The organism is Streptomyces sp. NPDC018610, assembly GCF_044391765.1.
Lineage (GTDB): Bacteria > Actinomycetota > Actinomycetes > Streptomycetales > Streptomycetaceae > Streptomyces.
The window spans coordinates 258977-273490 of sequence record NZ_JBISAL010000007.1; the positions used below are offsets into that span (position 1 = coordinate 258977).

18 protein-coding genes and 2 tRNA genes are annotated in these 14514 nt (G+C 71.0%); 8 read left to right on the forward strand and 12 right to left on the reverse strand.

The window, feature by feature from the left end; all coding sequences use genetic code 11:
• Positions 1 to 6 precede the first annotated feature (6 nt).
• Positions 7 to 1071, forward strand: a complete 1065-nt coding sequence (locus tag ACH5A8_RS19760; protein WP_399003584.1) for an adenosine deaminase — start codon at positions 7 to 9, stop codon at positions 1069 to 1071.
• A gap of 194 nt (positions 1072 to 1265) precedes the next feature.
• Here the strand turns inward: ACH5A8_RS19760 and ACH5A8_RS19765 are convergent, their stop codons facing one another.
• From ACH5A8_RS19765 to ACH5A8_RS19795, 7 genes are all read right to left on the reverse strand, one after another.
• Complete coding sequence (locus ACH5A8_RS19765) at positions 1266 to 2009, reverse strand: DsbA family protein (RefSeq protein ID WP_399003585.1); 744 nt, start codon at positions 2007 to 2009, stop codon at positions 1266 to 1268.
• Positions 2010 to 2124: 115 nt separating this feature from the next.
• Entirely contained in the window at positions 2125 to 3180 is a 1056-nt protein-coding gene (locus ACH5A8_RS19770) for a UDP-N-acetylmuramate dehydrogenase (RefSeq protein ID WP_399003587.1), read from the reverse strand.
• Positions 3181 to 3289: 109 nt separating this feature from the next.
• The gene (locus ACH5A8_RS19775) at positions 3290 to 3718 is read right to left on the reverse strand and encodes a MaoC family dehydratase (protein ID WP_399003589.1); all 429 of its coding nucleotides are present in this window, start codon (positions 3716 to 3718) and stop codon (positions 3290 to 3292) included.
• A gap of 7 nt (positions 3719 to 3725) precedes the next feature.
• Positions 3726 to 4178 carry a MaoC family dehydratase N-terminal domain-containing protein gene (locus ACH5A8_RS19780; RefSeq protein ID WP_399003591.1) on the reverse strand — a complete coding sequence of 151 codons (453 nt, stop codon included), beginning with the start codon at positions 4176 to 4178 and terminating at the stop codon, positions 3726 to 3728.
• Positions 4179 to 4276: 98 nt separating this feature from the next.
• Positions 4277 to 4441 (reverse strand): 50S ribosomal protein L33, encoded by a 165-nt coding sequence (rpmG, locus tag ACH5A8_RS19785; protein ID WP_003948671.1) that lies wholly within the window; start codon positions 4439 to 4441, stop codon positions 4277 to 4279.
• A 90-nt stretch (positions 4442 to 4531) separates the two neighbouring features.
• Positions 4532 to 4604: transfer RNA gene (locus tag ACH5A8_RS19790), tRNA-Met, on the reverse strand.
• A 46-nt stretch (positions 4605 to 4650) separates the two neighbouring features.
• Positions 4651 to 4723: transfer RNA gene (locus ACH5A8_RS19795), tRNA-Thr, on the reverse strand.
• 309 nt (positions 4724 to 5032) lie between these two features.
• Here ACH5A8_RS19795 and ACH5A8_RS19800 point away from each other — a divergent pair.
• A complete protein-coding gene (locus ACH5A8_RS19800) occupies positions 5033 to 6286 on the forward strand; it encodes an amidohydrolase family protein (protein WP_399003593.1) in 1254 nt (417 codons plus the stop codon).
• Positions 6287 to 6529: 243 nt separating this feature from the next.
• Positions 6530 to 7186: an SDR family oxidoreductase gene (locus ACH5A8_RS19805; protein ID WP_399003595.1), complete on the forward strand. Its 657-nt coding sequence runs from the start codon at positions 6530 to 6532 to the stop codon at positions 7184 to 7186.
• A 238-nt stretch (positions 7187 to 7424) separates the two neighbouring features.
• Here ACH5A8_RS19805 and ACH5A8_RS19810 read toward each other — a convergent pair whose 3' ends face one another.
• The 3 genes from ACH5A8_RS19810 to ACH5A8_RS19820 all read right to left on the reverse strand — a co-directional run bounded on the left by ACH5A8_RS19810 (position 7425) and on the right by ACH5A8_RS19820 (position 9474).
• Entirely contained in the window at positions 7425 to 7637 is a 213-nt protein-coding gene (locus ACH5A8_RS19810; protein WP_399003597.1) for a hypothetical protein, read from the reverse strand.
• Between the two features lie 36 nt (positions 7638 to 7673).
• Positions 7674 to 8087 (reverse strand): ADP-ribosylation/crystallin J1, encoded by a 414-nt coding sequence (locus ACH5A8_RS19815; protein ID WP_399003598.1) that lies wholly within the window; start codon positions 8085 to 8087, stop codon positions 7674 to 7676.
• Between the two features lie 1078 nt (positions 8088 to 9165).
• Positions 9166 to 9474 carry a hypothetical protein gene (locus ACH5A8_RS19820; protein WP_399003600.1) on the reverse strand — a complete coding sequence of 103 codons (309 nt, stop codon included), beginning with the start codon at positions 9472 to 9474 and terminating at the stop codon, positions 9166 to 9168.
• 171 nt (positions 9475 to 9645) lie between these two features.
• Between ACH5A8_RS19820 and ACH5A8_RS19825 the strand changes: the two genes are divergently transcribed.
• Complete coding sequence (locus ACH5A8_RS19825; RefSeq protein WP_399003602.1) at positions 9646 to 10374, forward strand: hypothetical protein; 729 nt, start codon at positions 9646 to 9648, stop codon at positions 10372 to 10374.
• A 265-nt stretch (positions 10375 to 10639) separates the two neighbouring features.
• Here the strand turns inward: ACH5A8_RS19825 and ACH5A8_RS19830 are convergent, their stop codons facing one another.
• Complete coding sequence (locus ACH5A8_RS19830) at positions 10640 to 11323, reverse strand: histone deacetylase (protein WP_399003958.1); 684 nt, start codon at positions 11321 to 11323, stop codon at positions 10640 to 10642.
• Between the two features lie 2 nt (positions 11324 to 11325).
• A complete protein-coding gene (locus ACH5A8_RS19835) occupies positions 11326 to 12090 on the reverse strand; it encodes a GntR family transcriptional regulator (RefSeq protein WP_399003604.1) in 765 nt (254 codons plus the stop codon).
• A 445-nt stretch (positions 12091 to 12535) separates the two neighbouring features.
• On the opposite strand from ACH5A8_RS19835, the gene ACH5A8_RS19840 reads away from it, so the two are divergent.
• From ACH5A8_RS19840 to ACH5A8_RS19855, 4 genes are read left to right on the forward strand one after another with little or no spacing between them, the layout of a single operon-like run.
• Positions 12536 to 12808 (forward strand): DUF6284 family protein, encoded by a 273-nt coding sequence (locus ACH5A8_RS19840; protein ID WP_399003606.1) that lies wholly within the window; start codon positions 12536 to 12538, stop codon positions 12806 to 12808.
• Positions 12805 to 13107, forward strand: a complete 303-nt coding sequence (locus ACH5A8_RS19845; RefSeq protein ID WP_399003608.1) for a DUF6303 family protein — start codon at positions 12805 to 12807, stop codon at positions 13105 to 13107. The genes ACH5A8_RS19840 and ACH5A8_RS19845 overlap by 4 nt, the downstream gene beginning before the upstream one ends.
• Positions 13104 to 14111, forward strand: a complete 1008-nt coding sequence (locus ACH5A8_RS19850; RefSeq protein ID WP_399003609.1) for a DUF2637 domain-containing protein — start codon at positions 13104 to 13106, stop codon at positions 14109 to 14111. The genes ACH5A8_RS19845 and ACH5A8_RS19850 overlap by 4 nt, the downstream gene beginning before the upstream one ends.
• The gene (locus ACH5A8_RS19855) at positions 14111 to 14452 is read left to right on the forward strand and encodes an RRQRL motif-containing zinc-binding protein (RefSeq protein ID WP_399003611.1); all 342 of its coding nucleotides are present in this window, start codon (positions 14111 to 14113) and stop codon (positions 14450 to 14452) included. Before ACH5A8_RS19850 ends, ACH5A8_RS19855 begins: the two co-directional genes overlap by 1 nt.
• Positions 14453 to 14514 lie beyond the last annotated feature (62 nt).

Genomic DNA, 14514 nt, shown 5'->3' on the forward strand with positions numbered 1-14514 from the left:
CGGTGAATGCTGAGCTTTTCAGGGGGGCGCCCCCCGAACCCCCCGGGTGTACGTGATGTCTCTGAACTGCCGAAGGCCCATCTGCACCTGCACTTCACCGGGTCGATGCGGCCCGCGACTCTGCTGGAACTGGCCGACAAGTACGGTGTGCGCCTGCCCGAGGCGCTGACGGACGCCCTGTTCAGCGGGGAGCCGCCGAGACTGCGGGCGACCGACGAACGGGGCTGGTTCCGCTTCCAGCGGCTGTACGACGCGGCGCGGTCCTGCCTGCGCGAGCCCGAGGACATCCAGCGGCTGGTGCGGGAGGCCGCCGAGGAGGACATCAGGGACGGCTCGGGCTGGCTGGAGATCCAGGTCGACCCCACCTCGTACGCGCCGCGCCTGGGCGGACTGATCCCGGCGCTGGAGATCATCCTGGACGCGGTGGACACGGCCTCGCGCGAGACGGGCCTGGGCATGCGGGTCCTGGTGGCCGCCAACCGCATGAAACACCCGCTGGACGCCCGCACGCTGGCCCGCCTCGCCGTGCGCTACCGGGACCGCGGGGTGGTCGGCTTCGGCCTCTCCAACGACGAGCGCCGGGGTATGGCGCGCGACTTCGACCGGGCGTTCGCGATCGCGCGGGAGGGCGGTCTGTTCGCGGCCCCGCACGGCGGCGAGCTGACCGGCCCGGCCTCGGTCCGCGACTGCCTCGACGACCTGGAGGCCCGGCGCGTGGGCCACGGGGTGCGCGCGGCGGAGGACCCGCGCCTGCTGCGCCGCCTCGCCGACCGCGGTGTGACCTGCGAGGTGTGCCCGGCCTCGAACGTGGCTCTCGGCGTCTACGAGAAGCCCGAGGACGTCCCCCTGCGCACGCTCTACGAGGCCGGCGTCCCGATGGCCCTGGGCGCCGACGACCCCCTCCTCTTCGGCTCCCGCCTGGCGGCCCAGTACACCCTCGCCCGCGACCACCACTCCTTCACGGACGCCGAACTCGCCGAGCTGGCCCGCCAGTCGATCCGTGCCTCGGCGGCTCCTGAGGACGTGCGGACGAAACTGCTGTCGGGTGTGGACGACTGGCTGGCGGGCTGAGGCGGCGGCTGCCACGGACGGGCGCGGCGCGGGGCCGTGACGGCGGGGCTGCCACGGACGGGCGCGGCGCGGGGCCGTGACGGCGGGGCTGCCACGGACGGGCGCGGCGCGGGTCCGTGACGGCGGGGCTGCCGCGGGAGGGAGGCGGGTGAGGGCAGGGAGTGACCTGCGGGTGGCCAGGCGGACGGGTCGGGTCAGGAGTCCGTGGGCCGGGCCAGCATCCGGACCACCGTGGGCAGCATCTCCTTGTCGAAGATCCCGTCGGCCAGCCAGCCGTCGACGATCCTGCCGTCGACCTTCATGGTGGGCGTGCCGGTCGCCCCGGAGGCGTCGAAGGCCTGTTCGGAGGCGATCACGAAGCCGCGGTACTTCATGTCCTTGACGGCCGCGTCGAAGTCCTTGTCCCGCAGGCCCTTCACCCGGGAGGCCATGTCCAGCAGGTACGCGTCGGTGTAGCCGTCGACGCTCTCCTCGGGCTGGTGGGCGTACAGGACGTCGTGGTACTCGGCGAACTTGCCGGCGTCCAGGGCCGCCCGCAGCGCGTTGGCGGCCTTCTGGGAGCCCTCGCCGCCGAGCTGGTCGTCGAGGAAGGAGGCCAGCGTGTACTCCACCCGCACCTCGCCGGAGCGGACCATCCCCCGCAGCGCCTCGCCGCCGCCCCGGGTCTCGAAGTCCTTGCAGACCGGGCAGCGAAGGTCCTCGTAGACGCTGACGACGGTCTTGGCGGCCGGGGAGCCGACGCTCACGGTGGTGCCGTCGGACGCGAGCGTCTGGACGACCCGTACGTCCGCCGCCGGTGTCCGCGCGGCCGACGGTTTCCCGTCGCCGTGGCCGGAGCCCGCCTGGGCCGCCGTGCCGCAGCCCGTGGCGAGCACGCCGACCAGGGCGGCCAGTACGGCCGCCGGCGCGGCGGTGGCGCCCCTTCGTCTGCCTCGCATGGTTCTTTCCCCTCCCTGTGGAACGGGGACCGACCCTATGCGATCTCTGTGAGGGATCCCGCGCCGACCTGTGCGCGGGACACGGGAGACCGGCCCCGCTCCCCCGCGCCGGGGGTCACAGGCTCACGCCCACCGTCACCGGCTCGTTCACCAGGGTGACGCCGAAGGCCTCGTGGACGCCGGCCACGACCTCGCGGGCCAGCGCGAGCAGGTCCTCGGTGGTCGCGCCGCCGCGGTTGGTGAGGGCGAGCGTGTGCTTGGTGGAGATGCGGGCCGGGCCGGCGCCGTAGCCCTTGGTGAAGCCGGCCTTGTCGATCAGCCAGGCCGCCGAGGTCTTCGTACGGCCCTCCCCCGCCGGGTAGGCGGGCGGCTCGACGCCCTCGCCCAGTCGCTCCCGCACGCGCGCGCGGAAGGCCGCGAAAGAGGTCTCGGTGAGGATCGGGTTGGTGAAGAAGGATCCGGCCGACCAGGTGTCGTGGTCCTCCGGGTCGAGCACCATGCCTTTTCCGGCACGCAGCTTCAGCACGGTGTCGCGGGCGGTGGTGAGCGCGACCCGGTCGCCCGCCTCCACGCCGAGCGCGCGGGCGGTCTCGGCGTACTTGACGGGCGCGGACAGGCCCCCGGCGTCCTCCAGGGCGAAACGGACGCGCAGGACCACGTACCGCTCGGGCTCGGCCTTGAAGCGGCTGTGCCGGTAGGAGAAGGCGCACGCGTCGTTGGCCAGGGTCACCGTCTCGCCGGCCGTGCGGTCGTAGGCGACCACCTCGGTGATCGTGGTGGAGACCTCCTGGCCGTACGCGCCGACGTTCTGGATCGGGGTCGCGCCGGCGGAGCCGGGGATGCCGGACATGCACTCGATGCCCGCGAGTCCGGCCTCCACGGTGCGGGCGACGGCGTCGGTCCACACCTCGCCGGCGGCGAGCTCCAGCGTCGTGCCGTCGAGTGCGAAGCCGCGGGTCGCGATGCGCAGGGCGGTGCCGTCGAAGCCCTTGTCGCCGATGACCAGGTTCGAGCCGCCGCCGATGACGAGCAGCGGGGTGCCGGCGACGTCGGCCTCGCGGACGGCGTCGATCACCTCGGCGTCGGTGGTCGCGGTGATCAGCCGGGTCGCGGGGCCGCCCAGCCGGAAGGTGGTCAGCGGGGCGAGGGGCGCGTCGTGGAGTACCTGCACCCGCCCAAGACTACGAGACCCCGTCGGCGGCTCCCGACGACAGCCCGGGACGCGCCGGTCCGCGGCACGGCACGGCCGGCCGGCGGCCGGGCCGTGCCGTCCGGGACCGTCAGGCCAGTCGCACGACGGCCCGGGACATGCCGAGGACCTTCTGGCCGCCGCTCGTGGCGGTCAGGTCGACCCGCACGGTGTTGTCGTCGAGCTTGGCCGCGACCTTGGCGGAGACCTCGATCAGCGCGCCCTTGTCGTCGTCGGGGACGACGACCGGCTTGGTGAACCGGACGCCGTACTCGACGACGGCGCCCGGGTCGCCGGTCCAGTCGGTGACGACGCGGATCGCCTCGGCCATGGTGAACATGCCGTGCGCGATCACGTCCGGCAGCCCGACCTCCTTGGCGAACCTCTCGTTCCAGTGGATCGGGTTGAAGTCCCCGGAGGCGCCCGCGTACCGGACGAGGGTGGCGCGGGTCACGGGGAAGGTCTGGGCCGGCAGCTCGGTGCCGACCTCGACGTCGTCGTAGGCGATCTTCGCCGTCATGGGTTCCTCACGCCTCCTCGGCCGCGCGGGCCACCAGCTTGATCCAGGTGGTCACGACGTGCTCGCCGGCCTCGTCGTGCACCTCGCCGCGGACGTCCAGGATGTCGTTGCCGGCCAGGGACTTGATCGCCTCGATGGTGGAGGTGACGGTCAGCCGGTCGCCGGCGCGCACGGGGCGGACGTAGGCGAACTTCTGGTCGCCGTGCACCACACGGCTGTAGTCGAGGCCGAGCTGCGGGTCGTGGACGACCTGGCCGGCGGCCTTGAAGGCGATCGCGAAGACGAAGGTCGGCGGGGCGATCACATCGGGGTGGCCGAGCGCCTCGGCGGCCTCGGGGTCCGTGTACGCCGGGTTGGCGTCACCGACCGCCTCCGCGAACTCCCGGATCTTCTCCCGGCCCACCTCGTAGGGGGCGGTGGGCGGATAGGACCGCCCCACGAAGGACTGGTCGAGCGCCATGGCCCGGCACCTCCTGGTGTCACTCTCGTTCGGAACCGCTTCGAAAACACCATGAGGCCGCCCCCAGGTGCAGGGGCGGCCTCATGAATGAGCCTGATTTATCGCGTTTCGCGGTGCGCGGTGTGCGCGTTGCAACGCGGGCAGTGCTTCTTCATCTCCAGACGATCCGGGTTGTTACGCCGGTTCTTCTTGGTGATGTAGTTCCGCTCCTTGCACTCCACGCAGGCCAGCGTGATCTTCGGGCGGACGTCGGTGGCAGCCACGTGAGTGCTCCTAAGACGAACGGATTGACTGATTCAACGCAAGAAAGAGTAGCCGATTGAAGGACCGACCCCGCAATCGGCTACTGTCAGTAGCGGTGACCGGACTTGAACCGGTGACACAGCGATTATGAGCCGCTTGCTCTACCGACTGAGCTACACCGCTTTGATGAGATCGGCCCCCGCCTCGCGGCGGGAACCTCTCACACCAGAGCCCCAATACGGAATCGAACCGTAGACCTTCTCCTTACCATGGAGACGCTCTGCCGACTGAGCTATTGGGGCGAGCGATGAAGACATTACACGGTCCGCGGCCGTTCGCCCAAATCCGTTCGCCTCCCCCTCGCGGCCGGGTCCTCCGGGCCCCGCAGACCCCGTGCCACACCGGTACGACTATTGCGCTCCTCCCCCGTCCCCGCGGGCGACGACCCTAGGCTCGTCTCACTCTGCGTGATCTTGCGCCGGTCCGTCCGCCGTCACCGTCCGCAGGCTCCGGGTCCCCGGTCGCGGGCCCGCGGCCGGCCCGCGCCGGCCGCCACCACCCGTCGCCGGTTCCCCGTCAGCCCCTCGTCGTCCGCCGTCAGCTGGAGTGCGATGCCCCCCGGTAAGCCGCAGCCGCCCCACTCGCCCTCCTCGCCGGGGCCGTCGGAGCCGTCGGCCCCGGACGGCCTGCTGCTGTGCGGGGCCCGGCTGACCGACGGGCGGGCCGTGGACGTACGGCTGTCCGGCGGGCGCATCGAGGCGGTCGGCACGGCCGGCAGTCTGGACACCGCCCGCGGGACCCGCGTCGACCTGGCCGGCTACCTGCTGCTGCCGGCCCCGGCCGAGCCGCACGCCCACGCCGACACCGCCCTGACCGCGGACGGCCGCGGCCCGGTGTCCTACGACGCGGAGGACGTCCAGCGCCGGGCGACCGAGGCCGCGCTGCTGCAGCTCGGTCACGGGGCGACCGCCCTGCGGGCGCACGTGCGCGTGGGGGACGTCCAGGGGCTGGACGCCCTCACGGCGGTCCTGCGGGCGCGGCGGGCGCTGCGCGGCCTCGCCGAACTGACGGCGGTGGCGGTGCCGCGCGTGCTGACCGGAGCGGCCGGCGCGGACGGACTGGCCGTCCTGCGGGACTCGGTGAAGATGGGCGCGGGCGTGGTGGGCGGCTGCCCGGACGTGGACCCCGATCCCACGGGTTACGTGGAGGCCGTCCTGGAGGTCGCCTCCGAGCACGGCTGCCCCGTCGACCTGCACACCGACGGCACCGACCCGGCCCGGCTGGCGCGGATCGCCGCGATGGCGGGCGGTCTGCGCCCCGGGGTGACGCTGGGACCGTGCGGCGGCATGGCCCGGCTGCCCGCCGAGGCGGCCGCGCGGGCCGCGGACCAACTGGCCGCGGCCGGGGTGACGGTGGTGTGCCTGCCGCAGGGCGGCTGCGCGGGCGCCGAGGGGCCCGGCACCGCGCCGGTACGGCTGCTGCGGGCGGCCGGGGTGCGGGTGGCCGCCGGCAGCGGCGCCCTGCGGGACGTGTCGAACCCGGTGGGGCGCGGGGACCCGCTGGAGGCGGCCTACCTGCTGGCCTCGCGCCACGGGCTGCGCCCCCAGGACGCCTACGACACGGTGAGCGCGGCGGCCCGCTCGGTCCTCGGTCTGCCCGAGGTGCGTGTGGAGGCCGGTTTCCCCGCCGAACTCCTCGCGGTGCGCGGCGACGGCCTCGCGGGCGCTCTGTCGCTCGCGTACAGCCGGATCGTGGTGCACCAGGGGCGCGTGGTGGCGCGGACCAGCGCGGTACGGGAGTTCTGCGACTCCGCGGCGGCGGTGGAACTGGGCCTGCCCCGGCAGGGGCGGGGCGAGCTGTCCTGAGCCGGGCGCCGAGCCGTCGGCGCCCGGTGCGCCTCGGGGGCGGCCACGGTGATCCGGCTCGGGGGCGGGGCCCGTGGGCGGGGCTGCCCGGAAACGCGGGGGGGGGCGCGCCCGGCGGGGCGCGGGGCTGGAGCGCGCGCTCCGGCGCGCCGAGCACCGCGCGGAGCGCGCGGGAGGACGCGCGCCCGCGGTGACGCCGAAGTCGTGCGGCGGATGCGGCTGTCCGGGCGTACGGTCAAAGACATGCGCATTGTCATCGCTGGGGGCCATGGTCAGATCGCGCTGCGGCTGGAGCGGCTGCTCGCCGCGCGCGGGGACGAGGCGGCGGGGATCATCCGCCGCGCCGAACAGGCCGAGGATCTGCGCGCGGCCGGCGCCGAACCGATCGTGCTGGACCTGGAGTCGACCTCGGTCGAGGAGGTCGCGGAGCGGCTGCGGGGCGCGGACGCGGCGGTCTTCGCGGCGGGCGCGGGGCCGGGCAGCGGCGCGGCCCGCAAGGACACGGTGGACAAGGGCGCGGCGGTGCTGTTCGCGGACGCCGCGGTCCGGGCGGGCGTGCGGCGTCATGTGGTGGTGTCGGCGATGGGCGCGGACGCGCGGCACGAGGGCGACGAGGTCTTCGACGTCTATCTGCGGGCCAAGGGCGAGGCGGACGACCACGTGCGCGGCCTGGAGGCCCTGGACTGGACGATTCTGCGGCCCGGCGCCCTGACGGACGAGCCCGGCACCGGCCAGGTCCGGCTGGAGGCGCACACCGGCCGGGGCCCGGTCCCCCGCGACGACGTGGCCACCGTCCTCGCCGAACTGGTGGACACCCCGGCGACGGCCGGCCTGACGCTGGAACTGGTGTCCGGCTCCACCCCGGTGTCGGTGGCGGTGAAGTCGGTGGCGGGCAACTGAACTTGCGCGCCGACGGGCGCGGCCGGCGGCGGCCGGGCAGGCGTCGGACGGTGCCGCGGCACTAGGGCGTGTTTCGAAAGTGGCGCTGGCCGCCCGAAGGGCGGCCCCCGCGGCGTCTGGTGCGTGTGATCGCAAGGCGGAGGGTCGTCCTCGTACTGGGCGTACGTGGACGATCCCGACAACGCGGCGAGCGCGCGTGCCAGGCGTCGCGGGACAGGCGGGACTTTCGAAACACGCCCTAGAACAGCGCGAGCTGCCCGGGGAACTCGGGGACGGCGTACCCGTCCAGCGACGGCTGTACGGCGCCGAGTTGTGCCGGGCTGCGGGAGCCCGGACAGGACGTCAGCTCGCCGCTCTCCCGGGCGCCGGGCGGATCGTGTCGCGCGAACCGCCCGGCGACGACGGCGATCTCACGACGGCACACGGGGCAGGTTCTGCGGCGCGAGGACATGGGCCAAGTGTGCACCGGGGCACTGACATCGGGCCCTCAGCGGAACTCGTGCACCACCTCGATGGTCCCGACGATGTGCGCGTTGAACTCGTCGAGTTCCCCGGCCGGCACCCACAGTTCGAGGATGGTCCGCCCGCCCGCCTGCTGGACCGGGTAGCGGCGCAGGAACTCCGTATCGACCTCGAACCGGGTCACGAAGCCGGCGCCGTCGTGCCTCACGTTCCAGTCCCGGGCGATCCTGACCGCGTAGTCCTCGTCGAGGACCGGGTAGAAGATCGGCTGCTCGAGCAGTCGCGGCGGCCAGGCGCGCCACTTCGACTCCCGAACGAGCTCCAGCTCCACGGGCCCGGTGGGCCGCCACAGCGTCGTCGTGGCCTGCCCCGGGCGGGAAGGCGCGGGCGGGCGCTGCGGGGAGGCCGGACGGGAGGGAGAGGGTTCGGGAACGCTCATGCCCGGATCCTCTCAGCCGCCCCGCCGCGGGCCGGTGGTCGGCGGCCGGTGGCCGGTGGCCGGTGGCCGGTGGCCGGTGGCCGGTGGCCGCACAGCTTGCCGAGGACCACTCCCCACCAGGTCCAGCCGGACTCGAGGACGGTTCCGGCGGTACCAGCCCCCGCTCACTTCCTGCGGCCGCTGTGTGATCTTCGCTACGCACCCAAACGGTCGCGGCCTCGTACCGGACACCTGGGAGCGTGAGCCGATCGAAGGGGGGTTCGGGTGGCGGGCGGTGACGGACGTCACTCGGTGCTGAGCAGTGAAGCGAGCGGCTGTCGAAGCGGCCCGCAACGAAGAAACCCCCTCCGCTCTGCTCGCGCAGTTCGGAGGGGGCTTTCCCCAGTGTGGCGGCGCCAGGATTCGAACCTGGGAAGGCGAAGCCGGCAGATTTACAGACCGCGCAGGCCACTTCCTCTGAGCTGCACGTTTTCGCTAACGCGCGGCAGCTGCCCCGTACTCGCCCCACATCCCTTGATGCCCAACGCGCGCATGCTGACCAGCTACGTCGTGCGGCCAGGCGCTTTAGAAGATGCGAGCAGGCCTTGAGGAGGCGATCCGGAGGCACCTTGATGCCTCCGTTCCTGGTTGCCGAGTGCCGCTATCGTCCGCCGTCGTTGCCGTCAGGATTGCCGTCACTGAGAGCGGCAAAGTCGGTAGATCATCCGCTGCTTCAGCAGGCGAGTGGTTCGCGCGACGACCCTACTCACGTGGCGTGCGCTCCCCTTGTGCGCTGGAACCCCAGAGCGCGCTACTCGATTGATCACGACTCCTGGTCTGTGGAACCTCCCCCACTCTGCTGACGGCGACCCGTCTGCCAGGCACTCCACAGTCGTCGACCCGCGAGCAGCGAGCCACTTGTTATGAGGGAACCTACCGCGTTGATCAAGAGGTCATAGAGGAAGCCCTGCATGTACTCTCCGTAGGCAGCTCGAAGCTACCCACCGGATGAGCGGGCTTTCGCGAACGCCGGCCATGCTGCAACCGACTGGAAGGTCACCCCGTCCTCGCACAGGGGCCACATATTTCCGTGACTCACTCAAGGTAGCAGCGAGATGTCAAACTCGTCACGGCCTGCCTCGGCAAGCTCCTCCAGGAGCTTCCACCACTTGTCGAACTTGATCTGTGGAGTGCGGCCGCAACGGGGGCAGACGAAGGTGTAGGACTCGCGTCCAACCAGCGTCTCCGGTTCGGCATCGGCCATGGGGGGAGCGAAGTGCTCAAGCGCGTAGTTCATGCCCCGGTCGCTCAGGTGCAGTCGCGCCGTCGTCAACCGAATCCGTCGATGCTGCGAGCGGTCTGTGCAGGTGATCGCCATGAACGTACGCTGCTCATTGTCCTCGGCCATACCAGGGCACGATACCGCTCCGCTACGCGGGGAGTCTGCTGGCCTGTACTCCTTCGGCGGTCAATGCTCGGGCGCGAGGTGTAGCAGTCGCTTGTCACTGGACGTCCTCGCGCGAGATGGGCAAGCAAAAACAGGAAACGTGCCGCCACTCAAGTGCATACAGTCGGTGTTGTGAACAAGCGGACAGAAGGTCAGATTGTCAGCGGCTTGAAGCAGGTAGCTGCTGCCGTGGCTGGCACAACAGCTGGGGCTGTGGTCGGTGGCCCTGAAGGGGCGCTCCTCGGCGCCGCAGCTGGCCCGGCCTTGGCTACGAGCTTTGACCTGATCGTAGACCGGATCACGTCATACCGTGCAGACCGAACTGCTCAGTTGGTGCATGAGGTCACCCGCGTGTTGGGTATCGAGGCAAGCGAGTTGCAAGAACGGCTCCTTGCAGATGAACGACTACTCGAGTTCGCGGGAAGAGTAGTGGCCGCCGCCCAGGACATCTCACTCACTCAAAAGCGGCGCGCGCTCGCCCGTGCGCTGGCATCGGCAGTAGCGGACCCGGCGCCAGCGCGACTAGATGTGTGGGAACTGCTGCAAACGGCCATCAAGGAGATAGATCCTCCACATATCAGGTTCATGCACGTCATCTCCTCAGCGAGACCCCTGCCTGAGCCTCCTGAGCGCCCCTTGGACAACGTGAAGTACGGCATGTTGTTGCAGGATGTGTGCAAGATCGACCCGGGTCTGAAACTAGGTGGCCATGCGATCCTTCAAAGGCTCCTTTCGCTGGGACTGGTCGAAAGCGCGCTTCACGGCATGATTTACGGGGGAACCTACCGGCCGTACGCACTGTCTGGCCTTGGCCAGCGCTTGTTGACGCTGCTGCAGGAGGAGCCGGCCCCCTCTTCGTGAGGTCAGCGCGGGAGCTGATCTGCCCTCCAGCTCAGACCGGAGCTTCGCTGCGTGGGCTCGCGCCTACTTCCCCCCTCACCCACCACTCACCCCAGCTCCCATCCCGTCCGCCGCCGACCCACATACCGTGGAGTGGGCATGGTTTAGGGGTGTCAAGGTGGAGCGCGCCACTGTACGAACGACCTTGACGCTCCTGGGCGCGTCTGCTCGGCTCTGCCTGGGTCGACGGTGGACGGGGTGGGAGCCCCCGCGGCTCTCACACTGTTTAGGCAGATTCCCCCACACCGTACGGCCCGAGTAGATCAGCAACGCTATCCGGCGTCCAATGGCCAACGGCACCTGGGCGCGTAGCCAGGTAATCAGCGATTCGCTCGACCGGCCAACCGTGAGCCTCAGCCAACCCGGAGCCGAGGTGCCGCAGATAGTTGGCAGAAGGGGGCTTCAGTTCGACTTCGCCGATCTCCCAGGGTGCGGTGAAGGTCAGGACTGGATGCCCATCCAAGTAACCGGGGCACACCAGAGTCTCGTAGCGCCCTGGACCCATCTCCGCTCGGCCCGTCGCAAGCACCTTCGATAGGTCCAGCTTCACTCCAGGCTCTCTATACATCTCTTGGGCGGCGATGTCCGAGAACTGCTCTGCTGTGACCAGGTAGGCACGCGCAGCCATCTGGTCGCCTACGTTCGGATCGTAGAAGCCCATGCCGCCCGTCCAGGCCTGCGACTCCAGCGCGAAGTAGAGCTCGCCGGGGAGCAAAACCGGTTCCATCCGTTCAGGCGGGCTTCCGTCCCGGCACCCCGGGTAGGTGCGCCGCCCGTTAGGGGGCTTACCCCCGAGTAGGTAATAGGTCAGACGCGCGAGATGCATGTTGGAGCCAAAGGCCGCGTACCAAACCTGCCTCGGCGAGGTCGGCTCGGTTGCCAGACCGTCTAGTTGCCTTGGGGTGAACACGTTCACTCTGCGGATACCTCATAGCGGATGATGTGCCGGTCTCCCGGCAAGACACTGATCATGACTCGCAGTGCACGGCCATCCTGGTCGTAGCCCGTGCGACGGTGGACTGCTACTGGGGTGCCGGCGGGCAGGTCCAGCCGCTCGGATTCCGGGCGGGTAGGCATCCGTACCGTGATTTCGTCGCGGTAGTGCGTCTGGATCAGTCCGCTACTGGCCAGCACGCCGCCCGGAGCCGATACGTCCTCCGGGAGCATCAGCGCAGTTCCCCTGACCAGCTCTTCGGGAAAGTACGAGTCCGCAAGGGCGTAAGGCTCCTGGTCCACGTACCTAACCCGTTCGCGGACGACAGTGAGGGCGGTGTCGGGATCAAGTCCCAGCTGCTCGGCCACTTCGGCAGGCGGACGCCTGATCGACACCGTGACCTCTTGTCGTGGCTTTCGGCCACTCTCCTCCACCACCGTCGACCACTGGTCCCCCTCGCTGTGGGCCGCATTGTGGCGCGAGCGAGACTCCAAGAGGGACCAGTCCCAGACTTCCGCCGGCCGGCTCTTCCTGACGAAGCTGCCGCGTCCCTGCCCGGCGACCACCAGACCTTCCTCGGTCAGCCGACGAAGAGCCAACCTGATCGTGTTACGACTCGCCGAGTACTGCTCCATGAGGCGATGTTCAGTTGGGAGTTGCTGGCCGGGCTCCAGCTCTCCTGTGTCGATGAGATGCCGCAGCTCATCAGCGATGCGGTGGTACCGCGGCGTCTGCTCGCCCACGTCAACCCTCCCAAGCTTTGACGGTCTTGTTCCAACAACATACGCGGATTCCCTTGCGCAGCCCAAGCGAGCCGTGCAAACTCATGACCCGTCAGTTGTTGGAACAATCCCAACTGCGCGACTGAGTCGTGCTCCTGACGTGCACTCAGTGCGCCCAGAGGAACGCCCGCAGGGGTCAGTACGAAGGCAGCGCCGGTTCTTTGACAACTGCATGGGGATCACGCCGCCTCTCCTCGGCCAAGTAGGCGGCCACACGGGGGTCTCCCGTGTGAGGTACAGCGCGACTCAATCTCCGCAGCGTCGCTGCGGCCGGTTGCCTCCGCTGCTCGTCTCGTACGAGCAGCGGTGAGGGGAGCCGGATGTTCCGACTTCAACGGCGTGCGGCCCCGGTGCTCGAACACCGGGGCCGCTGTTCGGGCCGTTCCTGTACGAGAGGAACAACCCAATGGGACCCATCGTCACTGTTCAGGACGTTGTTACCGCGTTCGCCGACTTCATGGAGCCGACGGATGCGGAGCTGGACGCGATCGAGGCGGAGATGCCCGTCATTCTGGCGGACGTCGATCTGCTCGACGCGCAGATCGCGGTCATGGACCGCATGCCGAGCGAGCTGGACGCCCGCCGGATCCGCCGCGCCCGCCGCCGGGCGCTGGCCGCGCGGGTCGCGCTGCTCAACCGCGCCGCCGCCGGCGTGAGCGTGCCGGGCGGTGCGGCGTGAGCGAGCGCGAGAAGGCGCGGGAGTTCACGGCGCAGATGTCCGTGCGCGCCGGCCGGTGGCGTCTGTACGTGGCGCTGCTCGACACGATCGAGCCGTGGCCCGAGCACGACTTCGGTCGGGCGCTGCCGGTGCCGACGTTCACGGAGCGCGCGGACGCGCTCAGCGGGCTCGGGTTCGAGCCGGTGCCGGGTGCCGCGTGGGCCTGGACTGAGCACACCGAGACGTTCGATGAACCGGCCTCTGCGGTCATGCTGGTCGCCGCGCTCACGGTGCGTTCACGGACGGGGGCGGGCCGGTGAACGCCGCTCACGTCCGTTCAGCAGAGCGCGCCCTGTCCGCCGGGACGTGGCTGATCGTGGCCGGCGCGATGCTCTATTCGATCCTGACCGTCACCCCGCTCGCTGCGGCGCACACGCCGGACGAGTGGGACTGGACCGCCCCGATTCTGCCCCTGGTGGTGGATGCCGCGGTGGTCATCGTGGTCCGCCTGGACGCCGTCCTGGCCCGGCTGGGGGGCAACGGCGGCCGGTGGCCCATCGCGCTGCGGTGGATGACCGGCTGCATGACCCTCGCGCTCAACGTCGCGGACTCCGCCCTGGCCCATGATCTGGTCGGGGTGGCCGTGCACGCGGTCGCGCCGCTGCTGCTGATCGTCACCGCGGAGACCGGCCTCGCCTACCGGCGCGCCATCACCCGCGCCGTGGCGGCGCTGGAGGAACGGCAGCGCGCCGAGCGGGAGCAGCGGGAGCGGGCCGCCGCCGAGCGGCGCGAGGAAGCGGTGCGGTTGGCTCGGGAGGAACGCGAGCACGCCGCAGCGCTGGCGCGTGAACAGCGTGAGCACGAAGCCCGTCTCGTCCGCGAGCAGGCCGAGCGGGACGAGCGGCGCCGCCGCGAGGAACGCGAGCAGCAGGCCGCCCGCGAGCAGGCTGAGCGGGCAGAGCGTGAACGCCGTGAACGCGAGCGTGAACAGCGTGAGCGGGAGCGTGAACGGGCCGAGCGGGAAGCCGCCGAACGGCGCGAGCGTGAGCGTCGTGAGCGGGCCGAGCGCGAGCGCCGTGAACGCCAAGCGCGCGAGGAGCGGGCCGAGCGTGAACGGGCCGCACTGCTGGAACGCGGCCCGGCCACGAGCAAGCTCCCCGAGGACGAAGCCCGCGCGATCGTGGCCGCCGCGTTCGGCGCTGGTCTGCCGGTGCGGGCGGCGGCGGAGTTGTGCGGCTGGTCGGTGGGGTGGGTGTCCGCCCGCTACGCCGAGCACCGCGACCCGGCCACGGGTGGTGCTGAACTCGCGATCGCGGGCCAGTGATGGCGAGCATCCCGGTCTACCGGTGGCATCTCGCCCCTGATGGCCTGGCCACCCGCCGCCAACTCCGGGCGGCGGGGCTGCGGCCCGGCGGTCAGGACGTGGCCGCCCAGCTCGAACGCCCGCGGCGGCGCCGCGGCCCGCTGGTCGCCTACCTCTACCGCATCGACGCCGCGAAGCCCGTGCGGCCGATGACGGACGCGAAACGCGCCGTTCTGGCCAGGGCGAACGCCGCCCGCCGCACCTGCCCCGAGTGCCGGCGCGATGCCGGATACGTCATCCCGGCCTCGCTCGGCATGTGCACCCCCTGCGCCTACCCCACCGAGGAACAGCGCGCTGCCTGACCCCCTGTCAGCAGGCCCGGCCGCCAAACCTTCCACAGCCCGCGGCCGGGCCCTACTCCGCG

Coding starts and splice junctions, on each gene's coding strand:
- ACH5A8_RS19760 (WP_399003584.1), top strand. CDS start 7: ATGCTGAGCTTTTCAGGGGGGCGCCCCCCGAACCCCCCGGGTGTACGT.
- ACH5A8_RS19765 (WP_399003585.1), bottom strand. CDS start 2,009: ATGCGAGGCAGACGAAGGGGCGCCACCGCCGCGCCGGCGGCCGTACTG.
- ACH5A8_RS19775 (WP_399003589.1), bottom strand. CDS start 3,718: ATGACGGCGAAGATCGCCTACGACGACGTCGAGGTCGGCACCGAGCTG.
- ACH5A8_RS19780 (WP_399003591.1), bottom strand. CDS start 4,178: ATGGCGCTCGACCAGTCCTTCGTGGGGCGGTCCTATCCGCCCACCGCC.
- ACH5A8_RS19800 (WP_399003593.1), top strand. CDS start 5,033: ATGCCCCCCGGTAAGCCGCAGCCGCCCCACTCGCCCTCCTCGCCGGGG.
- ACH5A8_RS19805 (WP_399003595.1), top strand. CDS start 6,530: ATGCGCATTGTCATCGCTGGGGGCCATGGTCAGATCGCGCTGCGGCTG.
- ACH5A8_RS19810 (WP_399003597.1), bottom strand. CDS start 7,637: ATGTCCTCGCGCCGCAGAACCTGCCCCGTGTGCCGTCGTGAGATCGCC.
- ACH5A8_RS19815 (WP_399003598.1), bottom strand. CDS start 8,087: ATGAGCGTTCCCGAACCCTCTCCCTCCCGTCCGGCCTCCCCGCAGCGC.
- ACH5A8_RS19820 (WP_399003600.1), bottom strand. CDS start 9,474: ATGGCCGAGGACAATGAGCAGCGTACGTTCATGGCGATCACCTGCACA.
- ACH5A8_RS19840 (WP_399003606.1), top strand. CDS start 12,536: ATGGGACCCATCGTCACTGTTCAGGACGTTGTTACCGCGTTCGCCGAC.
- ACH5A8_RS19855 (WP_399003611.1), top strand. CDS start 14,111: ATGGCGAGCATCCCGGTCTACCGGTGGCATCTCGCCCCTGATGGCCTG.